The 20729-nt window shown below is 72.9% G+C and carries 23 protein-coding genes; 6 read left to right on the top strand and 17 right to left on the bottom strand.

Annotated elements, in window-relative coordinates; genetic code table 11:
* The first annotated feature begins 36 nt into the window (after positions 1-36).
* The 5 genes from AS594_RS32765 (at position 37) to AS594_RS32745 (ending at position 5240) form a co-directional block, all read left to right on the top strand.
* A complete protein-coding gene (locus tag AS594_RS32765; protein ID WP_069775057.1) occupies positions 37-1029 on the top strand; it encodes an asparagine synthetase A in 993 nt (330 codons plus the stop codon).
* Positions 1026-2330, top strand: coding sequence for a glutamate synthase-related protein (locus AS594_RS32760; RefSeq protein WP_069775060.1), 1305 nt, complete (start codon positions 1026-1028; stop codon positions 2328-2330). Before AS594_RS32765 ends, AS594_RS32760 begins: the two co-directional genes overlap by 4 nt.
* 308 nt (positions 2331-2638) lie before the next feature.
* Positions 2639-3064: a hypothetical protein gene (locus tag AS594_RS32755; RefSeq protein ID WP_141747186.1), complete on the top strand. Its 426-nt coding sequence runs from the start codon at positions 2639-2641 to the stop codon at positions 3062-3064.
* A complete protein-coding gene (locus AS594_RS32750; protein WP_079148075.1) occupies positions 3061-4461 on the top strand; it encodes an MFS transporter in 1401 nt (466 codons plus the stop codon). The genes AS594_RS32755 and AS594_RS32750 overlap by 4 nt, the downstream gene beginning before the upstream one ends.
* A 29-nt stretch (positions 4462-4490) precedes the next feature.
* A complete protein-coding gene (locus AS594_RS32745; protein ID WP_079144792.1) occupies positions 4491-5240 on the top strand; it encodes a 4'-phosphopantetheinyl transferase family protein in 750 nt (249 codons plus the stop codon).
* Positions 5241-5362: 122 nt separating this feature from the next.
* Here AS594_RS32745 and AS594_RS32740 read toward each other — a convergent pair whose 3' ends face one another.
* The 4 genes from AS594_RS32740 to AS594_RS32725 form a co-directional block, all read right to left on the bottom strand.
* A complete protein-coding gene (locus AS594_RS32740; RefSeq protein ID WP_069930114.1) occupies positions 5363-5626 on the bottom strand; it encodes a hypothetical protein in 264 nt (87 codons plus the stop codon).
* 156 nt (positions 5627-5782) lie between these two features.
* Positions 5783-6328: a hypothetical protein gene (locus tag AS594_RS32735; RefSeq protein WP_107358032.1), complete on the bottom strand. Its 546-nt coding sequence runs from the start codon at positions 6326-6328 to the stop codon at positions 5783-5785.
* Positions 6329-6342: 14 nt separating this feature from the next.
* Complete coding sequence (locus AS594_RS32730) at positions 6343-6564, bottom strand: hypothetical protein (protein ID WP_069775064.1); 222 nt, start codon at positions 6562-6564, stop codon at positions 6343-6345.
* A 177-nt stretch (positions 6565-6741) separates the two neighbouring features.
* Positions 6742-7401 carry a DUF2278 family protein gene (locus AS594_RS32725; RefSeq protein WP_069775065.1) on the bottom strand — a complete coding sequence of 220 codons (660 nt, stop codon included), beginning with the start codon at positions 7399-7401 and terminating at the stop codon, positions 6742-6744.
* Between the two features lie 345 nt (positions 7402-7746).
* Here AS594_RS32725 and AS594_RS32720 point away from each other — a divergent pair, with 345 nt between their 5' ends.
* Entirely contained in the window at positions 7747-8133 is a 387-nt protein-coding gene (locus tag AS594_RS32720; RefSeq protein ID WP_069775066.1) for a hypothetical protein, read from the top strand.
* Positions 8134-8226: 93 nt separating this feature from the next.
* Here the strand turns inward: AS594_RS32720 and hypE are convergent, their stop codons facing one another.
* The 13 genes from hypE to AS594_RS32660 all read right to left on the bottom strand — a co-directional run bounded on the left by hypE (position 8227) and on the right by AS594_RS32660 (position 20701).
* The gene (gene hypE, locus AS594_RS32715; protein ID WP_069775068.1) at positions 8227-9309 is read right to left on the bottom strand and encodes a hydrogenase expression/formation protein HypE; all 1083 of its coding nucleotides are present in this window, start codon (positions 9307-9309) and stop codon (positions 8227-8229) included.
* Positions 9302-10540 (bottom strand): hydrogenase formation protein HypD, encoded by a 1239-nt coding sequence (gene hypD, locus AS594_RS32710; protein ID WP_079144286.1) that lies wholly within the window; start codon positions 10538-10540, stop codon positions 9302-9304. The genes hypE and hypD overlap by 8 nt, the downstream gene beginning before the upstream one ends.
* The gene (locus AS594_RS32705) at positions 10537-10857 is read right to left on the bottom strand and encodes a HypC/HybG/HupF family hydrogenase formation chaperone (protein ID WP_069775069.1); all 321 of its coding nucleotides are present in this window, start codon (positions 10855-10857) and stop codon (positions 10537-10539) included. Before AS594_RS32705 ends, hypD begins: the two co-directional genes overlap by 4 nt.
* A 54-nt stretch (positions 10858-10911) precedes the next feature.
* Positions 10912-13323 (bottom strand): carbamoyltransferase HypF, encoded by a 2412-nt coding sequence (gene hypF / locus AS594_RS32700; protein WP_069775071.1) that lies wholly within the window; start codon positions 13321-13323, stop codon positions 10912-10914.
* A complete protein-coding gene (hypB, locus tag AS594_RS32695; protein ID WP_079144287.1) occupies positions 13320-14201 on the bottom strand; it encodes a hydrogenase nickel incorporation protein HypB in 882 nt (293 codons plus the stop codon). Before hypB ends, hypF begins: the two co-directional genes overlap by 4 nt.
* A gap of 3 nt (positions 14202-14204) precedes the next feature.
* On the bottom strand, positions 14205-14600 hold the full coding sequence (locus AS594_RS32690) for a hydrogenase maturation nickel metallochaperone HypA/HybF (RefSeq protein WP_069775072.1): 396 nt from the start codon (positions 14598-14600) through the stop codon (positions 14205-14207).
* 194 nt (positions 14601-14794) lie between these two features.
* Entirely contained in the window at positions 14795-14902 is a 108-nt protein-coding gene (locus AS594_RS48010) for a DUF6893 family small protein (protein ID WP_420877868.1), read from the bottom strand.
* An 11-nt stretch (positions 14903-14913) separates the two neighbouring features.
* Complete coding sequence (locus AS594_RS32685; RefSeq protein ID WP_069775073.1) at positions 14914-15462, bottom strand: hydrogenase maturation protease; 549 nt, start codon at positions 15460-15462, stop codon at positions 14914-14916.
* Positions 15459-16907, bottom strand: a complete 1449-nt coding sequence (locus tag AS594_RS32680) for a hypothetical protein (protein WP_069935682.1) — start codon at positions 16905-16907, stop codon at positions 15459-15461. The genes AS594_RS32685 and AS594_RS32680 overlap by 4 nt, the downstream gene beginning before the upstream one ends.
* A complete protein-coding gene (locus tag AS594_RS32675) occupies positions 16904-17608 on the bottom strand; it encodes a DUF6084 family protein (protein ID WP_069935681.1) in 705 nt (234 codons plus the stop codon). Before AS594_RS32675 ends, AS594_RS32680 begins: the two co-directional genes overlap by 4 nt.
* Complete coding sequence (locus tag AS594_RS32670) at positions 17605-18273, bottom strand: DUF5947 family protein (RefSeq protein WP_069775077.1); 669 nt, start codon at positions 18271-18273, stop codon at positions 17605-17607. The genes AS594_RS32675 and AS594_RS32670 overlap by 4 nt, the downstream gene beginning before the upstream one ends.
* Positions 18270-18920 carry a hypothetical protein gene (locus AS594_RS32665; protein ID WP_069935680.1) on the bottom strand — a complete coding sequence of 217 codons (651 nt, stop codon included), beginning with the start codon at positions 18918-18920 and terminating at the stop codon, positions 18270-18272. The genes AS594_RS32670 and AS594_RS32665 overlap by 4 nt, the downstream gene beginning before the upstream one ends.
* Entirely contained in the window at positions 18917-20701 is a 1785-nt protein-coding gene (locus tag AS594_RS32660; protein WP_069930940.1) for a nickel-dependent hydrogenase large subunit, read from the bottom strand. Before AS594_RS32660 ends, AS594_RS32665 begins: the two co-directional genes overlap by 4 nt.
* Between the last annotated feature and the right edge of the window lie 28 nt (positions 20702-20729).

The raw sequence follows: 20729 nt of genomic DNA, 5'->3' as shown, positions 1-20729 counted from the left end.
CTTTCCTGATCCCCCGACCGTCTGGAGTCGACCGACATGGAACACGCCCACACCCCCACGCCTCCGCCTCTCGGTGAGCACTTGAGGTCGCCGCGTCTGCGGTCGGCGATGCTCGTCCAGCAGGAAGCGCTGTACGCGACGCGGGAGTTCCTGCGCGGCGAGGGCTTCATCGAGCTGCTGCCCCCGCTGGTGGGCCCGGTCACCGATCCGGGCGGGCGGGGCGCCAAGGCTCTCGACGTGGACTACTACGGTCAGCCGTACAAGCTGATGACCAGCGCGATCCTCTACAAGCAGGCGTCGTTGAGCGGCTTCCCGAAGCTGTTCTACATCGCCCCGAACGTACGGGTGGAGCCGCCCGAGACCGCCGGCACCGGCCGGCACCTGGTGGAGTTCCACCAGATCGACGTGGAGATGGCCGGGGCGAGCCGGCAGGACGTGCAGGAGATCGCCGCCGGGCTGCTGGCCCGGGTGGTGGAGCACGTGTGGACGGCCGTCCCCGATGTCCTTCGCGAACTGGGCCGCAGCGAAAGCGAGTTCGACGAGCTGCGGGCCGGGAAGTTCGAGACGTGCACGCACGAGGAGGCCGTCGCCCGGCTGGCCGCGCTCGGTCACGCGCAGAGCCCGGACGCGGAGATCGACTGGGAGGCCGAGCGGATCTTGTCCCTGGACGCCGGCTGCCCCTTCTTCGTCAACGACTACCCCAAGGGCTCGCGCGGCTTCTACGACCGGGAGGACCCCGCGCGTCCCGGCGTACTGCGCAACTTCGACCTCATCGCGCACGGCGGTTACGGCGAGCTGGTCAGCGGCAGCGAGCGGGAGGCCGACTACGCGACGATCGTCACCCGGATGCGGGAGAGCGGCGAGAACCCGGCGAAGTACGCCTGGTACCTGGAGCTGGCCCGCGAGGGGCTGTCCCCCAGCGCCGGTTTCGGCATGGGGCTCCAGCGCCTGGTCCGCTTCCTGACCGGTCTGGATGCCCTGTGGCAGGTCAGCGCCTACCCGAAGCTGCCGGGGGTGATCGCGCCGTGAACGCGACCTCCCTGACGGCGGGCGGCTTCCCCGAGGAGGGGGTACGGGCCCGGGCCCGGCGGGGCGCGGCGGAGGTCTTCCCGCCGGCCGGTGCGTACGGGACCGGGCTGTTCGGCGCCGGTCACGGCAGCGGCCCCGCCACCGCCGCGACCGCCGCCGCGACCGTCCCCGACGAGCTGGACGCGCTGCGCCTGGTGCCGCCGGTGTTCATGCCACGACGGCTGGAGAAGCTGATCGAACTCGGCCGGGAGCCCGGCCACGGCGACGTGGACCTGCGCACCGGAGTCGGCGGGTTCGCATCCGAACTGCCCCTGTATCTCTCCGCGTTCGGCTCCACGCGGGCCGGCAGCGGGGACCTGGCGGTGGCAGCGGCCCGTCAGGCGGGCCGGCTCGGCATCCCGATGGTCGTCGGCGAGAACATGGTGCCGGTGCACGGCTACCGCTCGGTGCTGCTGGCCCGGGTCGAGGCGTACACGGAGGCGGCGGCCGAGGGCGTCGGCGGCGTGGTGGTGCAGCAGTCCACCGAGGACGCCGACTCCGAGGTGTGGAACCTCCTGTACAGCGACCCGGCGTCGCGGGCCCTGCGTGACTCGGGCCGGCTCGGGTTCGAGCTGAAGATCGGCCAGGGCGCCAAGCCGGGTCTGGGCGGCATGACCGTGGTCGGCGCGGCAGAGGCCGAACGGCTCGCCGCGGCATGCCGGTTCACGCTCGGCGAGGAGCTCGGTGCGGACGGCGGGCGGCTGCGCTGCGCGACGCCGGGCACGTTCACCGAGGAGATCGTCCGCCAGCAACTGCGCTTCATGCGGAACAATTTCCCGCTCGCCCGTACGTGGGTGAAGTTCCACCCGGGCCGCGACATCGGCGCCGCCACCGGGACGGCGTGGGCGGCCGGGGCGGACGCGGTCACCGTCGACGGCGCGGAAGGCGGCACCGGCTGGGCGCCTCGGGTGTTCCTGGACGGGGTCGGGCTGCCGCTGGCTGCCTGCCTCGGTCTGATCGACCGCCCCGAGGGTGCGAGTCTGCTGGCCTCCGGCCGGATGTGGGAAGGCGGCCGGGCGGTGCGCGCGCTCGCGCTCGGCGCCACGGCGGTCGGCCTCGGCCGGGCGGCCCTGCTCGCCGTGGACGAGGATCCGGAGCACGGCCTGGAGCGGCTGACGGAGGCTCTTGCGCTGGAACTGCGGCTGCTGATCAGCGCTCTGGGCCAGTATCGTCCGTCGGCTCTGAGCCGGGCGGACCTCTGGCCTCCGGCCGCCGCTGCCGACGCGGGGTCCACCGCGGTTCCGGTGGGACCCCGGCGATGAACCGGCCCCGCAGCCGGTCCGGTGCCGGGAAATCGGAGGCGCCCGCCGCCGGGCCGAGCCCGGCACGGGCCCGGGCGGCCCGGCGGGCCGGGCGACCGGCCAACGCCCGCCTCAGGAGCAGCCGCCTCCGCGTGAGACGGCCGCGCCACACAGCGGTGCCCGGTGCCGGCCCGGGCCGGGTGGCGGCCGTGCGGCGGGGCCGGTCGCCGGAGCTGCGGCCGTTGCGTGGGCGTCCGGGCCCCGGCTCCGGTGCCGGCCCGGGCCGGGTGGCGGCCGTGCGGCGGGGCCGGTCGCCGGAGCTGCGGCCGTTGCGTGGGCGTCCGGGCCCCGGCTTCGCCGTCCGGGCCCGGTTCCTGCCGGACAGTTCGTTGCCCGGCGTCACGGTGGCTCCGGGCTCCCCGGTCGTCGCGGCCCGGGCCGCCGGACAGGCCGCCGCCCGCCGGCTCGCCCGTACCGGCCGGGCCCACGTCGGCGGCCACCTGGCGCTCCGCGTGCTCGGCACCCCGGCAGGCCCGGCCGCGCTGGCCCGCACCGCCGAGCGGGCCGGCGCGCACGCCGTCACCGCCGCCTTCCCCACCACGCGCGCTACATCCACCACGCCCGCCACGCCCGCCACATCCATCACATCCATCACATCCGTCTCGTCGACCAAAGCCACCCCCTGCACCCCACCCACCACACGCACCCCACCCACCACACGCACCCCACCCGCCACCCGAAGGAAATCCCGATGACCGCGACCTCACCCACGTCCACCTCCGCAGCCCCGGAGCGCGCCGCCGTTCCCTGGGGCCGCGTCAGCGCGCTCGTCGGCGGCCAGGCGGCAGTCCAGCTCGGAAGCTTCGGCCTGCTGATCGCGATGAACTGGACCGCCGTGCAGATGGGCGGCACCAAGGCGGTCACCCTCCTGATGCTGGCGGCGACCGTGCCCCGCGCCCTGATGCTCGTCTTCGGCGGGGCCGTTGCCGACACCCTGGGGCCACGCTTCGTCCTGCTCCGTACCACCAGCGCACGCGCGGCCCTGCTCGGGGTCGGCGCGGTGGTCACGGCCACGACCCACGAGTTGTGGCCGCTGGTGCTGATCGCCCTGGTGGAGGGCATGCTCCTCGGGCTGGCCGGCCCGGCCTCCGGGGTACTGCTGCCACGGTTCGCGAGCGGCGACCAGCTCGCGCGCGCCAACTCGGCGTACGCGACGGTGCTCCGGGTCGCCCCCATCCTCGGCACCCCGGCCGGGGCCTGGCTGATCACCGTCGGCGAACTGTGGGTGGCGTTCGTGGCGGCCGCCGTCACCGGCGCGATCTGGCTGGGCTGCCTGCTGTACATCACCCACGGCTTCACCCGTCCCGTACGGCAGCAGGGCGGCCCGTCCCTGCTGCGACGGTCCGGCGACGGATTCCGGCTGCTGGCACGGTATCCGCGACTGCGCTGGATGTTCGTCGCCTGCCTCTGCCTGGACATGGCGTTCAGCTGGCCTGCCGAGGTGGCCCTGCCGCTGCTCGCGCACCAGCGCGGCTGGGGAGTCGGCGCGGTGGCCATGGTGCTGGCGGCCTTCAGCTTCGGCGCGCTGGCCTCCAGCGCGCTCGGCGCGGCGTTCGCCCACCGCATCCCGGTGTTCGTCCGGCTGGTCGTGACCGGGGCCGGGCTGGCCGTGGGCATCACGATGATGGCGCTGATGGCCTCGCCGCTCTCGCTGACGGCGGTGGCCGCGGCGGTCGGTCTGCTGTCCGGGCTGAACGGGCCCGCCATCGTGACGCTCTATCAGCAGGCCGCCCCACAGGATCGGATGGGGGCGGCGATGTCGACCCTGTCACTCGCCGGGATCGGCACCGCTCCGCTGTCCATCGCCCTCTTCAGCTCGCTGTCGCTGGTGCTGGGCGTACAGCAGACCTGGCTCCTGTGCGGGGCGATCGCCGCTGTGTCCCCCGTCGCAGCCGTCCTCGCGCTGCGGCAGCGGCCCACCGGCGAGAGCCCGGCGCAGGCCGCCGAGTACGAGAACCGCGTCGAGGGACCGGCCGGGGCGACCGAGCACCGGCGACCCGCCGGAGACCTGGTCCCGGGCGCACCGGGCGAACAGACCCGTGAAAAGCCCGCACCAGGTACCGCCGACAGCCCCGTCGCCGCCCCCGCGTGATCCGCCCACCCGAACTGGAGGCACCCGACATGGCCGCTATGACCACCGGACGGCTGCTGGTCCCCCGCCGGCTGTCCGGCGCCGGACCCGCCGGCACCGCCCCGTCCCCGGCGGGTCCGGGGCTGTGGCTGGTGGACACCACCGAGTACCGCGCGCACGCCGCCCGGCACGCCCCCGACACCCTGGACTCCGTGGAACTGGCCCGCGCCGCGGAGTTCGTACGGTCCGCCGACCGGGACGGATATGTGTGCGCCCATGTGGCGCTGCGCCGGCTGCTGGGCGCGTACCTGGGGATGGCCGCCCGTGACGTGGTCGTCGAGCGCGCGCCGTGCGCGCACTGCGACGAGCCGCACGGCAAACCCGTCCTGCCGGGTGGCACCCTGCACTTCTCCCTGTCGCACTGCGAGGGTCTGAGCCTGCTCGCGTTCGCGTCCACCCCGGTGGGCGTGGACGTGGAACCGGTGCCGGACGCGGCGGCCATCGCCGAGACCGCCGATGTACTGCACCCCAGGGAGGCGGCCGAACTCGCCGTCCTCCCTGCCTCCGAGCGTCCGCCGGCCTTCACCCGGGTGTGGACCCGCAAGGAGGCCTACCTCAAGGGCACCGGCGTCGGTCTCTCCGCCGACCCCGCGGCCGACTACGTCGGTGCCGGCCCGGACCCGACCCCACCGCCGGGCTGGGCCCTCAGAGACATCCTCGCCCCGGAGGGTCACCACGCCGCCGTGGCACTGGCCCTGGCCGATCCACCGGCCGAAGCGGTTGACCTCGGTGGCCGGTGACGGATGAAACCCCGGGCGGGCCGTACGGACGTGGCGGGAGTCCGCGACCGACGGCAAACCCTCAGCCGTTCAGGAGACATTTCATGGCGCTGTGCCGTAAGCCAGACCGCCAACGGGTGAGGTCAAGCACCTTCGTTGTCGAACACGGCCTCTTCAATCCCGACGAGCTCGGCACGGGTCAACTGGGGCGGGGCCCAGTTCCGGCTTCGGGCGTGCTGGATGAACCGCTCGTCCAGGGTGACGTGGTGCCGCTCGACGTAGTGGGCGAGGTCCGAGTACCAGAACCACTGACCGTCGGTGAGCAAGGACAGTCCGCCGATCAGCTCGTGTCCAGGGCTGAGGATGTCGTGAACGCCGGACCCGGTGGCAGCAAGGACAGAATCCACGTCCACGCTCAACCGGGCGGTGAACGGCCGGTGCGTCCGGGGAGAAGTTCTCCTCGGACGCACCGGCCGTACTGAGCATTCGGTTGTCGTTCTGTCGCAGTGGCGCCGGTCAAGCGGGGGCCGGGCGGATTCGCACGGCCCAGGGTGAGTTCAACGTTACGACGACCCCCGCATGGGCAGTTCCCGGCCTTCCGGAGCCTCGGGTCCGTCCGGTGCAGCGGCGATCCACGCGTTCAGCTGCTCCGGCGTGGTTGCCGGATCCGCGACCAGCGTGGCGAGAGGGTCCTCGCGGAAGGTCGCTGTGGTGACGGCCGGACACCGGTCGCAGGCGGAGACCCCTGCCTGCTGCCACCACTGGCACCGACTGCGGAGGTGGCACCGTGGGACCGACCGCTCCTCGCGAGCCGCGGGCAGCGTCTGCACGCGCTCGACGAGCGTGCAGTCGTTGCCCCGCCGGTGCGCGCACGCGGACACGCAGTGCGAGGCGAACCTCAGTACGCGGGTCGGTTCGATGCCCGCCGGAACCGCCCCGAGCACATCGGCGGCCGCGACCGGCTGTTCCAGGTACACGACCTGCCCGTCCTGACCGGAACGGACACCGAGCACCTGCGACTCCGGCCGGTCCGCGGCCCCGCTCGGACACCAGGTGACCGCAACCTGCTCCGGCGCCTGCTCCGATCCGTCGCGTCGCGCGACTCCCACGGTGCCCACCGCCGTCAGCTCTCGACCGACTCGGTGACCTTCTGGCCGACCGGGTCGCCGAGCGTGCCCGCCTGGGTCGACTCCAGCGCCACCGCCTTCGCCACGTGTGCGTGCAACTCCTGCACAGAGCTGATCCGCTCGGCGGAGGCGGCGCTCGCGGGCGCCGCCGCCCCGACGGCTATTCCGACGGCGATCGCCGCCGCCGCGCCGCCTGCTGCCAGCCGGTTCTTCTTCATGGGCACTCCCGGTACGAAGAGGCGCAGCCGCGGCCACTCCGCCGCTGTCCGCCGGAAACCGACGGTAGGACTCCGGGCCCCGCTGGTGCGGCAGTCACGAGCGGCAGTTCCGCTGCCGGCGCCAGCCCCGCACGGCGGCGAAGAACTGAGTCGGTGACTGCCCGGTACGCGTCGTACCTACGCGGGGTGACCGTCGTTGTCCGTGCGGTCGGCCTGGGTGGAGAACTTCGACAGGAACACGTCGAACCGGCCGTCGGGCCGCCGGGTCATCGTCGCCCCGTCCTGCCAGATGCCGTTTTCGTCCCACCACTGACTGCCGTAGGGGTCGCCCTGGTTCTGATGGATGTTGTGCATGCCGAGACCCTGGCCGAACGGCTCTCCGAAGACCATGACGACCCGTCCGGGAACAAGGATGGGTTCGAGAGCCTGCGCCGCGTCCAGGTTGGACCCGGAGGTCCACGGCCGAGGCGGGTTCAGCCTGTTGAGCACAGCCTGAAGCCAGGCAGGCGGCCGTCGTACGAAGACGCAGCCGGCGCGGTTCACCAAAGCGGGATGCCGGATGTAGTCGAGCGCACCTGACCCGGGACTCCGGGCCAGGTCCTGGTAGCCCGGTTCCTGTCCGGCCACTGGACCGAGCGCCGACGCCTCCAGGGTGAAGACCTTCCACTGGACGCCGGTGGTGGACTGCTTGCTGTCCACGTCGACAGCGCAGCGGTACCGGCCCGCCGGCGCGTCGACTTCCAGGTTGACGTGGAACCAGCGGCCCTGGGTGTCGGGCTGGTCGCGGAAGTGACGGTGCAGGGTCCCCGACAGCACTCCGTAATCGTCTAGCGGCATGCGGTTCAGTCAATCACCAGCCGCGTCAGGAGGGCGGAGGCTCGCGGACACGTCTGTCGTACGACGCCCTCATGCCCTCATGCCCGCACGCCGCCCTTCCCCGGGAGCCTCGTCAGCGGCGGGGACGGGGGCCGCGAGCTGCTCGCCTGCCTGAGAGGCGATGCCGACGGGCTTACCGGCCAGTAGAGGCGCGGTCCCGGCCTCCCGCACCGCACCGCGCGGTTCAGAGGTCACCCCACGACCACTCGGCAATGTGCTCATTTCGCCACGAAGTGGAAGGATTCGGGTAACCAGGAAGGTGCGCAGTCGAGCGCGTCTTCGCACGCACAGGAGGCAGGTCGGCTCATGCCCAAGAAATCGAAGCCATCCGAGCCCTCGCACGGCGAGGGGCCGAGCCGTCACCAAGGGACCGAGCAGCACGGCTGGGCCCCCGACGTGGACGACACCAGTCAGCAGGACAATCCGAGCGCCCGCCGCTCGTTCCATCCCGATGAGCACGCTCCGGAAAAGGGGCCGGGACGCAAGCCCTCCCGCGAGGAGAAGAAGCCCGTCCCCGGCGACACGGTCAAGAGCGACAGTCAGCGCGGCGAGGAGTACGGCGACCAGTCCGAGGAGGGCATGCGGGACACCGGCCGCAAGGGCCGCTCGCAGCGCCCGAGCGGCACCAGGGACGCCTCGGCGTTCACCGGTGTGGACCCCCAGGATCCACCCTCGAAGCGCCGGCCCGGCTAGTTCCCCCGTCCCGATCCCGGCCGCGCCCGGTCATGCGGCGACGCACCTCCGGGGCCCCGGAGGTGCGTCGCAGGTGCGTCGGAGGTGCGGGCCTCAGCAGATGCGCGGGAGCTGTTCCCCGATCGGCAGGTCGACCACGCGGGTGCCGCCCAGACCCGTACGGGCCACCACCATGCCGGGATGCGCGTCCACCGCCTCACCGATCACCTGGGCGTCCGCGCCCAGCGGATGCGCCCGCATCGCGTCCAGGACGGCGTCGGCGTGCTCGCGCGGTACGAACGCCACGAGTTTGCCCTCGTTGGCGACGTACAGGGGGTCCAGCCCCAGGATGGCGCAGGCGTTGGCGACGGCCGGCGGGACGGGTACGTTCCGCTCCTGGACGACCACGCCGACGCCGGCGGCCGCCGCGATCTCGTTCAGCGCGGCGGCCAGTCCGCCACGGGTGGGGTCGCGCAGGACGTGCAGGTCGGGGGTGACGGCGAGCATCGCGTCGACCAGGCCGCCGAGCGCCGCGCAGTCGCTCTCGATCTCGACCCCGAACTCCAGGCCCTCGCGTACGCTCATGATCGCCACGCCGTGCACGCCGATGGCGCCGCTGACGATCACGACGTCGCCGGGGACGACCCGCTGGGGGCGCAGGTCGACGCCCGGCGGGATGAGTCCGATGCCGGCTGTGTTGATGAAGATCCCGTCGCCGTGCCCGGCCTCCACGACCTTGGTGTCACCCGTCGCCACTTCGACCCCGGCCGCGCGCGCCGCCGCGCCCAGCGCCTCGGCGACCCGGCCCACCACGGACAGCTCGACGCCTTCCTCCAGGATGAATCCGCAGGAGAGGTAGGCGGCGCGGGCGCCGCTCATCGCGAGGTCGTTGACCGTGCCGTTGACGGCGAGGTCGCCGATGCTGCCGCCGGGGAAGAACAGGGGCCGCACCACGTACGAATCGGTGGAGAAGGCCAGCCGCACGCCGCCCAGGGACAGCGCCGCGGCGTCGCCCATCTGTGCCAGTACCTCTCCCCCGAAGGCGGGGGCGAAGATGTGCTGGACGAGTTCGGCCGAGAGCGCGCCGCCGCCGCCGTGGCCCATCACGACGCGGTTCTGGTCACGGAGGGGAGCCGGGCAGGTCCAGGCCGTCAGGTCCGGTACCGGCGCGTGCGGCTCGGTGGTGGTGTCAGACAACGGGGCTCGCCTCCCGGGGCGCGTGCGGGGCAGGGGCAGCGGTCGCAGTCGCAGTCGGCACAGGCGTCGAGTCGGGCGCAGGAGTCCCGGAGGCCCCAGCGTGCTCGGCGGCCGCGGCGGTCTTGGAGGCCGCGGCGGCCGGAAGGTCCAGCCGCCGGTAGAGGTAGTACGCGGCGCAGGCGCCCTCGCTGGAGACCATGGTGGCGCCCAGCGGTGTGCGAGGGGTGCAGACGGTGCCGAACGCCTCGCACTCGTGCGGCTTCAGCAAGCCCTGAAGCACTTCCCCGCTCCGGCACTCGGCCGGCTCCAGCGTCCGGATGCCGCTGACCGAGAAGCGGTGTTCCGCGTCGTACTCCCGGTAGCGTTCCGACAGCCGCCAGCCGCTCGCCGGGATCACCCCGATTCCGCGCCAGGCCCGGTCGGTCACCTCGAACACGTCCGCCAGCATGGCCCGCGCGGCCGGGTTGCCCTCCGGGCGCACGGCGCGTGCGTACGCGTTGTCGACGGTGTGCTCGCCGCGCTCCAGCTGGAGTACGGTCCGGCGTACGCCTTCGAGGATGTCCAGCGGCTCGAATCCCGTCACCACGATCGGGACCCGGAACCGCTCGGCCAGCTCCGGGTACTCCCCCGTGCCCATCACGCTGCACACGTGCCCGGCCGCGAGGAACGCCTGGACGCGGCAGTTCGGCGAGCGCATGATCGCCTCGATCGCCGGGGGCACCAGCACGTGGGACACCAGCAGGCTGAAGTTGCGGATGCCCAGCTTGCGGGCCTGATACACCGTCATGGCGTTGGGCGGCGCGGTCGTCTCGAAACCGATACCGAAGAACACCACCTCACGGTCCGGGTTCTGCTGGGCGATCTTGAGGGCGTCCAGCGGTGAGTAGACCACCCGGACGTCACCGCCCTCGCTGCGCACCTGGAACAGGTCGCGGCCCGTACCGGGCACGCGCAGCATGTCCCCGAACGAGCAGAAGATCACCCCGGGTCGGGAAGCGACCTCCAGCGCCTTGTCGATGACCTCCAGCGGGGTCACGCAGACGGGGCAGCCCGGCCCGTGGATGAGCTCCACCTGGTCCGGGAGCAGCTGGTCGATGCCGTGCCGGATGATGGTGTGCGTCTGGCCCCCGCAGACCTCCATCAGTGCCCACGGCCTCGTGACGGCCGCGTGGATGTCGTCCAGCAGCCGACGCGCCAGGTCCGGGTCCTGGAACTCGTCGATGTACTTCACTTCTGTGCCTCCACAGGTGCGCCGTCGCCGGCCGGCAACGGGGATCCACCGGCCTCCGCGGCCAGTTCCCAGGGGTCGCCGAACTCCTCCTGGAGCATTCCGAGGGTGGCGAACAGATCGAGCGTCTGCTTGGCCGACTCCTCGTCCAGGCGTTGCAGGGCGAATCCGACGTGGACGATGGCGTACTCGCCGACCTGGAGGTCGGGCAGGTACTCCAGGCACACCTCCTTGACCACACCGCCGAAGTCGACGGTGGCCATCCGTGTGCCGTCACGCTCCTCGATGTCCAGCACTCTGCCGGGTACCGCCAGGCACATGACCTTCTCCTCGCTGTGGGTGGTGTGTTGTCCGGTGCCGCCGGGGCACGCGCGTCACCCGGTGGTTCCGGGCCCGGCCGCGGCGCGGGCGGCCACCAGGAGCTGGCCGAGTGCCAGCCCACCGTCGTTCGGGGGCACCTGGTGAGCGCGCAGGACCGTGAAGCGGTCGTCGCGCAGGGCCCGCGCGCAGGCCGAGGAGAGCAGGGCGTTGGCGAAGACGCCGCCGGTCAGCACGACGGTGTCCAGGCCGTGCCGCTCCCGCGCCATGGCGCAGACGCGGTGTACGAGGGCGGCGATGGCGCGGTGGAAGCGCGCCGCGACGAGGGCGGGCGCCGCACCGGCCCGTACGTCGTCGACGGCCGCCGCCAGGACGGGCCCGGGGTCGGCGCGCACCGTCACGTCGTCGCCGGGGCGTGCGGGCCGCAGGGCGAAGGCGTATGCGGCGCCGTCCGGCTCCGGACAGGACAGCGCGGCGGCCTCCAGCTCGATGGCGGCCTGCGCCTCGTATCCGGCCCGGTGGCAGATGCCGGCCAGTGAGGAGACGGCGTCGAAGAGCCGGCCCATGCTGGAGGTGCCGACGCAGTTCAGCCCGCGCTCCAACTGCCGCTGGAGCACGCGTCGCTCGTCGGGAGGGCAGGCGGCCACGCAGGGGAGGTCGTCCGACCACGCGATGCCGGCCGCCCGCAGGTGCGCGAGGGCCATGCGGTACGGGCGGTGCACCGCGGCGTCGCCGCCGGGCAGGGGGACGTACGCGAGGTGCCCGAACCGGTCGGCGGTGTCGTAGTCGGCCACCAGGAACTCGCCGCCCCACACGGCCCCGTCGTCGCCGTACCCGGTGCCGTCGAACGCGACGCCGATCACCGGCCGGCTGCCGTCCAGGCCGTGTTCGGCCATGACCGCCGCGACGTGGGCGTGATGGTGCTGTACGCGGACGAGGGGCCGGCCGGCCGCGTGCCGGGCCGCCCACTGACCGGAGCGGTACCCCGGGTGACGGTCGGCGGCCAGGAGCTCCGGGCTCACCCCGGTGATCGACTCCAGCTGGCGCTCGGCCCGCTCGAACGCCTGCTGGGTGGCGAGGTCGTCCATGTCACCGATGTGGGCGGACAGCCAAGCCGTGCGGCCCTCGGCGAGGCAGAACGTGTTCTTCAGGTCGCCCCCCACGGCGAGGGCGGGCCGTACGGGGAGCGGCAGCCGCACGGGCAGGGGGGCGTAGCCGCGGGCGCGGCGCACGGTCAGCGGCTGTCCGTCGCAGACGCGCACCACCGAGTCGTCGCACGGGACATGGATGCGCCGGTCATGCGTGAGCCAGGCGTCGGCGAGGTGCGCCAGCCGGTCCAGTGCCTCGTCGTCGTCCGTGACGATCGGCTCGCCCGCCACGTTGCCGCTGGTCATGACGAGCAGACGGGGGCCGGGGCCGCTGTCGCCGGGCAGGCCGAGCAGCAGGTGGTGCAGCGGGGTGTAGGAAAGCATCACGCCCAGGTCGGGGCTGCCCGGCGCGACCGCGTCCGCGAGGCGCGGAGCCATGGAATCCGGCGCGTCGGCGTCCTGGCGGCGGCGCAGCAGCACGATCGGTCTGACACCGCCGGTGAGAAGGTGGCGCTCCTCGGGTCCCATACGTACGAGGTGTTCGACGTCGGCGGTGTCGCGGGCCATCACAGCGAACGGTTTGTCGCCGCGAGCCTTGCGGCGCCGCAGCATGGCCACGGCGGCGGAGTCGGTCGCGTCGCAGGCGAGGTGGTAGCCGCCGAGGCCCTTCACGGCGAGGACCGCGCCACGGGACAGGAGTGCGCGTGCCTCGGCGATCGGGTCCTTGCCCGTCACGGGCCGGGGCCGGGGGCCGTCGCCCGGCCGGGGAACGAGCAGGCGCAGGCGGGGGCCGCAGTGGGGGCAGGCGACCGGCTGGGCGTGGAAGCGCCGGTCGGCCGGGTCGGCGTACTCGCGGGCGCAGTCCGGGCACATCGGGAAGTCGGCCATGGCCGTCTGGGCCCGGTCGTACGGCAGGCCGGTGACGATGGTGAAACGCGGGCCGCAGTGCGTGCAGTTGATGAACGGGTGGCGGTGGCGCCGGTCCGCCGGATCGGCGAGTTCGGTGAGGCAGTCGGCGCAGGTCGCCGTGTCGGGCGGGACCAGGGTGCGGGCCGCGCCGTCCGTACGGGAGGCGACGATGGCGAAGCCCGCGCCGCCGGCGGCCGGTACCTCGTGGTGGTCTACGGATTCGACGCGGGCCAGGGTCGGGGCATGGGTGGAGATCGCGGCGCAGAACCGGGCCACGGCCGACGGGGCGCCCTGCACCTCCGCGACGACGCCCTCGGGTGTGTTGGTCACGTGTCCGGTCAGTTCGAGTTCCGTGGCGAGGACGTACAGGAAGGGCCGGAAGCCGACGCCCTGCACGACGCCGCGTACGGTCACGCGCCGGCGTTCGACCGTGCCGTCGACGACGGCGGCCCCGGACGGGGAATCGCTCACGAGCGGGTCGGCGACATGGCGCCGGGGCCTGCGCGGTGGTGGTCCGGGTGGCCGACGGGGTGGTGATCCGCCTGGTCGTGGTCCGGGTGGCCGGCCTGGTCGTGGTGGTCGTGGTCGGGGTGGGCATGGTGGTCCGCGCCGGCATGAGCGTGGATGTGGGTGTGGGTGTGTCCTTGCGCTACGTCGTCCTGGCAGCGGCCCATGACGGGCGCGTGCACCGGCGCGCCGTCGGCCACGGCCAGTGCCCGGTCGAGCAGTTCTCCGGCCCCCTGCCCCCGGCGGGTGGACGTCAGGAGCACCTCCACGCCGGGGTTGACCTGTTCGACGTGCGCGCGGAAGGCCGCCTCGTCGAACTCGACGGCGTCCGCGATGTCGGTCTTGGTGACCACCACCAGGTGGGCGAGCCCGAAGGCTGTCGGGTACTTGAGCGGTTTGTCCTCGCCCTCGGTCACGGAGGCCAGGACGACCCTCAGTGACTCGCCGAGGTCGTAGGAGGCCGGGCAGACGAGGTTGCCGACGTTCTCGACGAACAGCAGCCGGGTGTCGTCGGGCAGCCAGCCCTCCAGGTGCCGGTGGAGCATCGCGGCCTCCAGGTGGCACAGCCCGTCGGTGAGGACCTGCTTGACGGGGACGCCGGACCGCGCGAGGCGTACGGCGTCGTTCTCGGTGGCGAGATCGGCGGTGAGGGCGGCGACGGGGAGCCCCCTCTCACGCGCCAGCAGCAGTTCGCGTTCCAGCAGGGCGGTCTTCCCGCTGCCGGGGCTTGACAGCAGGTTGACCACGGTGGTGCCGCGTGCGGTGAGTCCGGCGCGCAGGGTGTGCGCGGTCGCGTCGTTCTTGGCGAGTACGGCTTGGTGCAGATCGACGGCACGGCACATGGTTCAGCGCTCCTCGAGGATCGGTTCGCGGGTGTGTTCGTGCGGCGGGCCGTCCTCCCAGTGCACGCTGACGATCTGGAGTTCGCGGCCCGAGACGAGTGCGTCGGTCGCCGTACCGCACACCGGGCAGCACAGTCGCGGCGGCATGCCGACGGCCCATTCGTCCGCGCAGGGGGCGCAGCGGGCGCGGCCCGGCACCGCTTCCGTGACGAGTTCGGCGCCTTCCAGCAGCGTTCCGGCGCAGGCCAGTTCGAAGCAGAAGGAGAGCGCGTCGGGGACCACGCCGGCCAGTTCGCCGACCTGGAGGCGCACCGACCGCACGGCGGTCACGCCGCCGGCCCGTTCGGCGGCCTCTTCCACCTGGCCGACGACGGCCAGCGCGATGGACATCTCGTGCATCGGACTCCGTCCTGGCGAAGGCCGGTCTCCGTCGGCCGCCACGGGCGGGCGGCGCGCCTCCGCCGTGGCGGGCGGAGTGCGCGAGGGGTGGCCCGCACGGCCCCATTACAGGCCGCGCCGCGGGCGGGCGGCGCGGCGGCACGCCGACGTGGCGCCGCGCGTACGCCGTTCGACGCAACCGGGGCCGGCGCGGGTCACATCTTGCGGATGCGCAGGTACCGCTGGATGTCAGGCAGGGTCAGCTTGGCGAGCGCCGCCAGCGCGGATGCTCCGACGGCGCCAAGGATGATGGTCTTCTTCATGCTCGTCTCCCTCATGTCGCGGCCTCGCCGGCCGTGGCCCGCGGCGCGGGCGCTTCCTGGTCCCCGTCCCGCAGCAGTTCTTCGATCAGCCGTACGGCCTCCGGCACGGCGGCGGCCACCGGCGGGCTGAGGCCGATGCCTTCGTCGACCGACGCCGGTTCGCACCCCACGACCAGCGTGCGGCGCGGCGGGTTCGCCCCGGTCCCGGCGCAGAGCGTGCCGAGCAGGGCCAGTACGGCGTCGGGTGACATCCGGTGGCCGTCGAGCACGGGGCTCTGCTCCGCGCTGTCGCCGGGGCCGGAGGGCTCGATCAGGTACACCGTGCCCGGCTCGCCGCCGCGTTGCGTAGCGTCCACCAGGACGAGCGTGTCGTAGCGGTCGAGGAGCTGGTACGCGAGGTGTACGCCGCGTACGCCGATGTCCACGGCCTCGACGTGCTCGGGCAGCGGCTGCGCGGCGAGCCGGCGGACCGTCTCGACGCCGAAGCCGTCGTCGCTGAGGAAGATGTTCCCGACACCGGCCACCAGGATGCGGCCCTCGCCGGGGGCCGGGCGGCTCACGCGTCCTCCAGGGGGCTGACCTCGTCGGGCTGGAAGTACAGGAACCGGCCCTGTTCGCGGCGGATGTCCGCGCCCGGGTCGCCTTCGACGGTCACCGCCAGGTGCACCTGGCCGTCCACGTCGTGCAGCACCGCTTCGACGCGGGCGCTGCGGCCCTGGAGGAACAGGTCCTGCGCGTCGGTGCGGCGCAGGCCCGGCCGCAGCAGCACCCGGCTTCCGGCGCCCAGCGACCGGCCGTCGACCACGACCCGGTCGTGTGCCGGGTCGAAGCCGGCGTCGCTCGCCGGGTCCCACCACGGGGTCTGTGGCGGCTCCACCCCGTACGGGTCGGGCATGGCCGGGGCGGCCTGCAGCGGGGCGGACGGCGCCGGCGAGGGCTCGGGGCCGGTCACGTCGCGCAGGCTGCGGACGGCGCCGTGCAGGCGCTCCAGTACCTCGGGCGGCATGGAGTCGGCCAGTTCGATGACGGCGGCCGCCCGGTCGTCGGTGCCGCGTGCCTCGCGCTTCTCCTGGTCGGTGAGGGCCGCTGTGCGCAGGGCGAGGATCTCGTCGATCTCCGTGGCGTCGTACAGCGCTCCGGGGCTCTCCGGGGCGATGGCGGGGTGGTCCTCCAGGATGATCGGCGAGGACAGTACGAGGTCCGCCCGCCCGGGTTCGCCGGCGAGTACCGGCCAGGTGTGCAGGTTGCGGCAGGACGCGACCGCGCCCTTGGCCCACTCGGGCGGGTCCGTCATGGACAGGAACGATCCGGCGTCGAGGCACATCAGGACGTGTGCGGCGACCAGTGAGCGCGGGAGCGCCGCGTGGCGGCCGGCGGTCCCGTCGTCCGGCGGGGACCAGGGGGTGGTGTTCTCCACTACCGCCGTCAGCTGCATCACCCGGTAGGGGCCGTCGAGTTCGCGTGCGGACAGCCGTACGACACCGCTGATCTCCTCGCACCTGCGGACCAGGCGGCCGAGCGGCCGGCCGTCGGTGTCGAGGACGGGTTCGGTCTCCTCGCGGGCGGGGCGGGTGAACGGCACGGTGACGCCGTCCCCGATCAGCTCGTCCACCGGAGCGAGCACCTCCTCGCGTTCCTCGGTGCCCTCGTCCCAGGGCACCAGGACCCGGTCCTCCAGGTGGAGTTCGGGTACGTCCTCGAATCCGCCGTCGGGCCGGGAGCGCTGGACGGTCCGCCGCTGGGCGTGCAGGAAGCGCAGTTCGACGGCGAGCGTGGCGCCCGCCCTGGGTTCCATCAGGCATTCGGTGTGCTGGAAGTCGTGCTCCTCGGAGTCCGCGCCCCAGCCCGGCGGTACGAGGACCCCGAACTGCCAGCGCAGCCGGTTCTTCGCCGCCGAGGCCCGGTAGGGGTAGAGCACGTACCCCTCGAAGAGCACGGCGTCGGCCACCTGCCGGGCGACGGAGAACCGGGCCTCGGTCCCGTCGGCGAACGTGGTCACGGTCACGGAACCGTCCTTCCGGTGGCGGTGAGCGGCGCCCCCGCGCCGGTCAGGGCGGTCTCGTGCCGCGGCGGATCCGGTTCGTCCGCCTCGGCCAGCAGTGTCTGGAGGGTGGACTCCCAGGAGGCGAGACCCCGCCGGGAGCGGAATCCCAGCAGGGCGTCCATGGTGTCGCGGGGCACCCGGATCCAGCCACAGCCGGGGAAGTGCTGCTCGACCATCTCCCGCCAGGCCGCCACGGGCATCCGGAAGTCCGCCTCCCGGTCCCACGGCACGGGCTCGACGTGGAAACCGCCCGCTCCCGTGAACGCCGTGCCGGAGAAGAGCATCAGCAGGGGCACCTCACCGCCGGTGACGGCGCCGAAGTACCGCGTGGAGGCGATGTCGGTGTCGTACGTGCACGGCACGACGAGGTCGGTCTCCGTCTCGCCGGTGAAGCCGGGGACCATGAGGGAGACCTGGGCGAACTGGACCGGCTGGAGCGTGCTGCCCCACCGTGAACGCTCGCCGAAGAGGTCCTTCAGCCCGTCGGCCTCCGCGGGTTCGTATCCGCGCCGGGCCGGTTCGATCCGGATCTGGCAGCGCAGGGCGAGAGCGTGCACCCGGGCGCCACCCGAGGCGGTGATGCGTAGCCGGAAGACGAGGGTCGGTCCGGCGGCGTACGGGTCGGACCGTACGCCGGTGCAGGTGAACGCGAACTCCGTCATGGCCGGTCCTCCTCGCGGACCGTCCGGGCGCGTTGCGCCACGGTGCGGAAGAACGCCTCCAGGTCGGCGCGGGCCTCGGCGCCGCCGTCGAAGCCCTGCCACAACAGGCGCATGCGGCCCACCAGTTCGTAGCAGATGTCGATGGGTACGAGGTAGCACTCGGACCGTCCCTCCGAGCGGCGCACCAGCAGCGCCTCCACGTCGGGTTCGAGCAGCGCGGCCAGCGGGGTGCTGTCGGTGATCGCCGGCCAGACCGAGGGGTTGAGTTCGCTCTCGGTGGCGCCCGCCGGGCTCGGGTAGAAGGCGGCCGGCCGGTCGAGCGCCGCGTTGCGGAAGAAGAAGGCGACGCCGACGGGGATCTGGAGGAGTTCCCACGCGCCGTCGTCCAGGTGGTGGTCCGGGTCGGCCAGGTAGCGGGAGGGAACGGCGCGGAAGCGGCCGCCCGCCGCGCCCGGCCGCTCGAACAGGAAGGCGCACGGGGTGCAGGCGCAGGCCAGCGACCGGTTCTCCGTGTCCACCAGGTGGCGGTGGGCGTCTTCGGCCACCGCCACCCCGCACAGTTCGCAGCGCTCCTCCCGGGGCGGGCGCGCGCCCACGAACCGGCGCAGGCCGCGCACGTCCGTGGGCCGCGCCGCAGGCTGCGGCCGGACCGGGGGCGCGCTCACGGCGCCTTCGCCGGGGCCGGTCGCGCCGCCGCGTCCGCCCGCGTTCCCGGTCCCGTCGGGCCGGGCCCGGAGAGGGGCGCCGATCCGATCTGGAGCAGGACCGGCTCGCTGGTGTCGGCGGGCGGCTGGATATGCACGGACTTCACCTCGGGGGCGAAGCAGGCGAGCGCGTCCTCGACGGCCTGCTGGGCCGCGCCCGCGGTGGCGGCGCAGCCGCAGCCGGAGCCGGAGCCGCCGGAGGACCGCAGGCTCAGGGCCCCGGTGGCGTCGTCGAAGCCGGCGACCTCCACCGCGTGTTCCGGCACGGTCGCCAGCGCCCGCGCGATGCGGGTGGCGGTGTCCTCCGGGTGCAGGTCGTGCAGGACCAGCAGGCCGGCGACGAGTTCGTCCCCGAGGAGCCGGGCCAGCGCTTCGTCGCCGCTGCCGGCGGTCCCGGCGCTCTTGGCGGCCCGGCCGTCGAGCAGGGCCATGATCCGGGCCAGACCGGCGCCGTAGAACTCCATCAGCGACCGGACCAGTTCCTCGGCCGCCGCGGTGGCGGTCCCGTCCCCGGTGGCGGCCAGACGGTCGATCACCTCTTCGACACGGCGCCCGGCCTGCTCCGCGTTCACCGCGGGAGCCGTCTTCACCCTCGTCCCGCCGCTCATCCGCCGAGTCCGCTCAGCCCGGTGGGCATGTGCATCTTCTGCACGGTCTTGCCCTCGCCGACGTACATGTGGACACCGCACGGCAGGCAAGGGTCGAAGCTGCGGACGGCGCGCATGATGTCGATGCCCTTGAAGTTCTCCGGGGTGTTCTCCTCGAAGATCGGCGTGTTCTGCACGGCGTCCTCGTAGGGGCCCGGTGTGCCGTAGGTGTCGCGGGTGCTCGCGTTCCACGGGGTGGGCGGGTAGGGGTGGTAGTTGGCGATCTTGCCGTCGCGGATCACCATGTGGTGGGAGAGGACGCCGCGTACGGCCTCCGTGAACCCGACGCCGACGGCCTGGTCCGGTACTTCGAACTTCTCCCAGGTCTGGGTGCGTCCGGCGCGTACCTCCTCCAGGCCCTTCTCCGCGAAGTGCAGGGCGATCGCGGCGGTGTACGCCTGGAAGTACGTACGGGCGCGGTTGCGCTCCAGGGCGTTGCTCCAGCGCGGGATGTTCCACTCGAAGGTGGTCTCGGGCTTGGTCATCGTGCGCGGCAGGTTGATGACCACGCTGTGGCCGGTGGACTTCACGTAGCCGGTGTCGACGAGCCCGGAGAGCGCGGTCGACCACAGGCGGGCGATGGGGCCGCCGCCGGTGTCGAGGGCGAGGTAGTCCTTGCCGTCGAACCAGCGGGGAGACATCACCCAGCTGTAGTTGCCGTTGAAGTCCCGCTTCTGCGGCGCGGGGATCGTGTGCTGGTTCCACGGGTGGCGCGGGTCCACCGGGTTGCCGAGCGGGTCGTGGGTGACGAACTGCTCCTGGCCCTGCCAGTCCTCGTAGTACGAGCTGCCGAGCAGGATCCGGATGCCGAGGTTGATCTCGGTGAGGTCGTTGGTGACCAGCTTGCCGTCGACGATGATGCCCGGGGTGACGAACATCCGCCGGCCCCAGTCGCTCATGTTGGCGTACGTGAAGTCGCAGTACTCGGGGTCGTTGAGCGCGCCCCAGCAGCCCAGCAGGACGCGGCGCCTGCCCACTTCCTCGTACCCGGGGAGGGCCTCGTAGAAGAAGTCGAACAGGTCGTCGTGCAGGGGGACGACGCGCTTCATGAACTCGACGTAGCGCATCAGGCGGCTCAGGTAGTCCGTGAAGAGCTGCACGGAGGCGATGGTGCCGACGCCGCCCGGGTACAGCGTGGAGGGGTGCACGTGGCGTCCCTCCATCAGGCAGAACATCTCGCGCGTGTAGCGGCTGACCTGGAGGGCCTCGCGGTAGAACTCCCCCTCGATGGGGTTGAGCGAGCGCATGATGTCGGCGATGGTGCGGTAGCCGTGATCACCGGCGTGCGGCGCCTCGGTGCGCTCGGCCAGTTCGAGGACGCCCGGGTTGGTCTCACGGACCATCTTCTCGCAGTAGTCGACCCCGACCAGGTTCTCCTGGAAGATGTTGTGGTCGAACATGTACTCCGCGGACTCACCGAGGTTGATGATCCACTCGGCGAGGTGCGGGGGCTTCACGCCGTACGCCATGTTCTGGGCATACACCGAGCAAGTGGCGTGGTTGTCGCCGCAGATGCCGCAAATCCGGCTGGTGATGAAGTGCGCGTCCCGGGGGTCCTTTCCGCGCATGAAAACGCTGTAGCCCCGGAAGACCGACGAGGTGCTGTAGCACTCGGCGACCCGCTTCTGCTTGAAGTCGATCTTTGTGTGGATGCCGAGGCTGCCCACGATCCGGGTGATCGGATCCCAGGCCATCTCCACCAGGCCGCTGCCGTCGCCGGCCGCCTTCGTCGTCGGTGCCATCGTGTCTGCCGTGCCCTTCTTCAAGCGG

This window comes from Streptomyces agglomeratus (assembly GCF_001746415.1).
GTDB lineage: Bacteria > Actinomycetota > Actinomycetes > Streptomycetales > Streptomycetaceae > Streptomyces > Streptomyces agglomeratus.
Note: the sequence above shows the minus strand (reverse complement) of the source record. Positions and strands in the feature narration are given on the sequence as shown.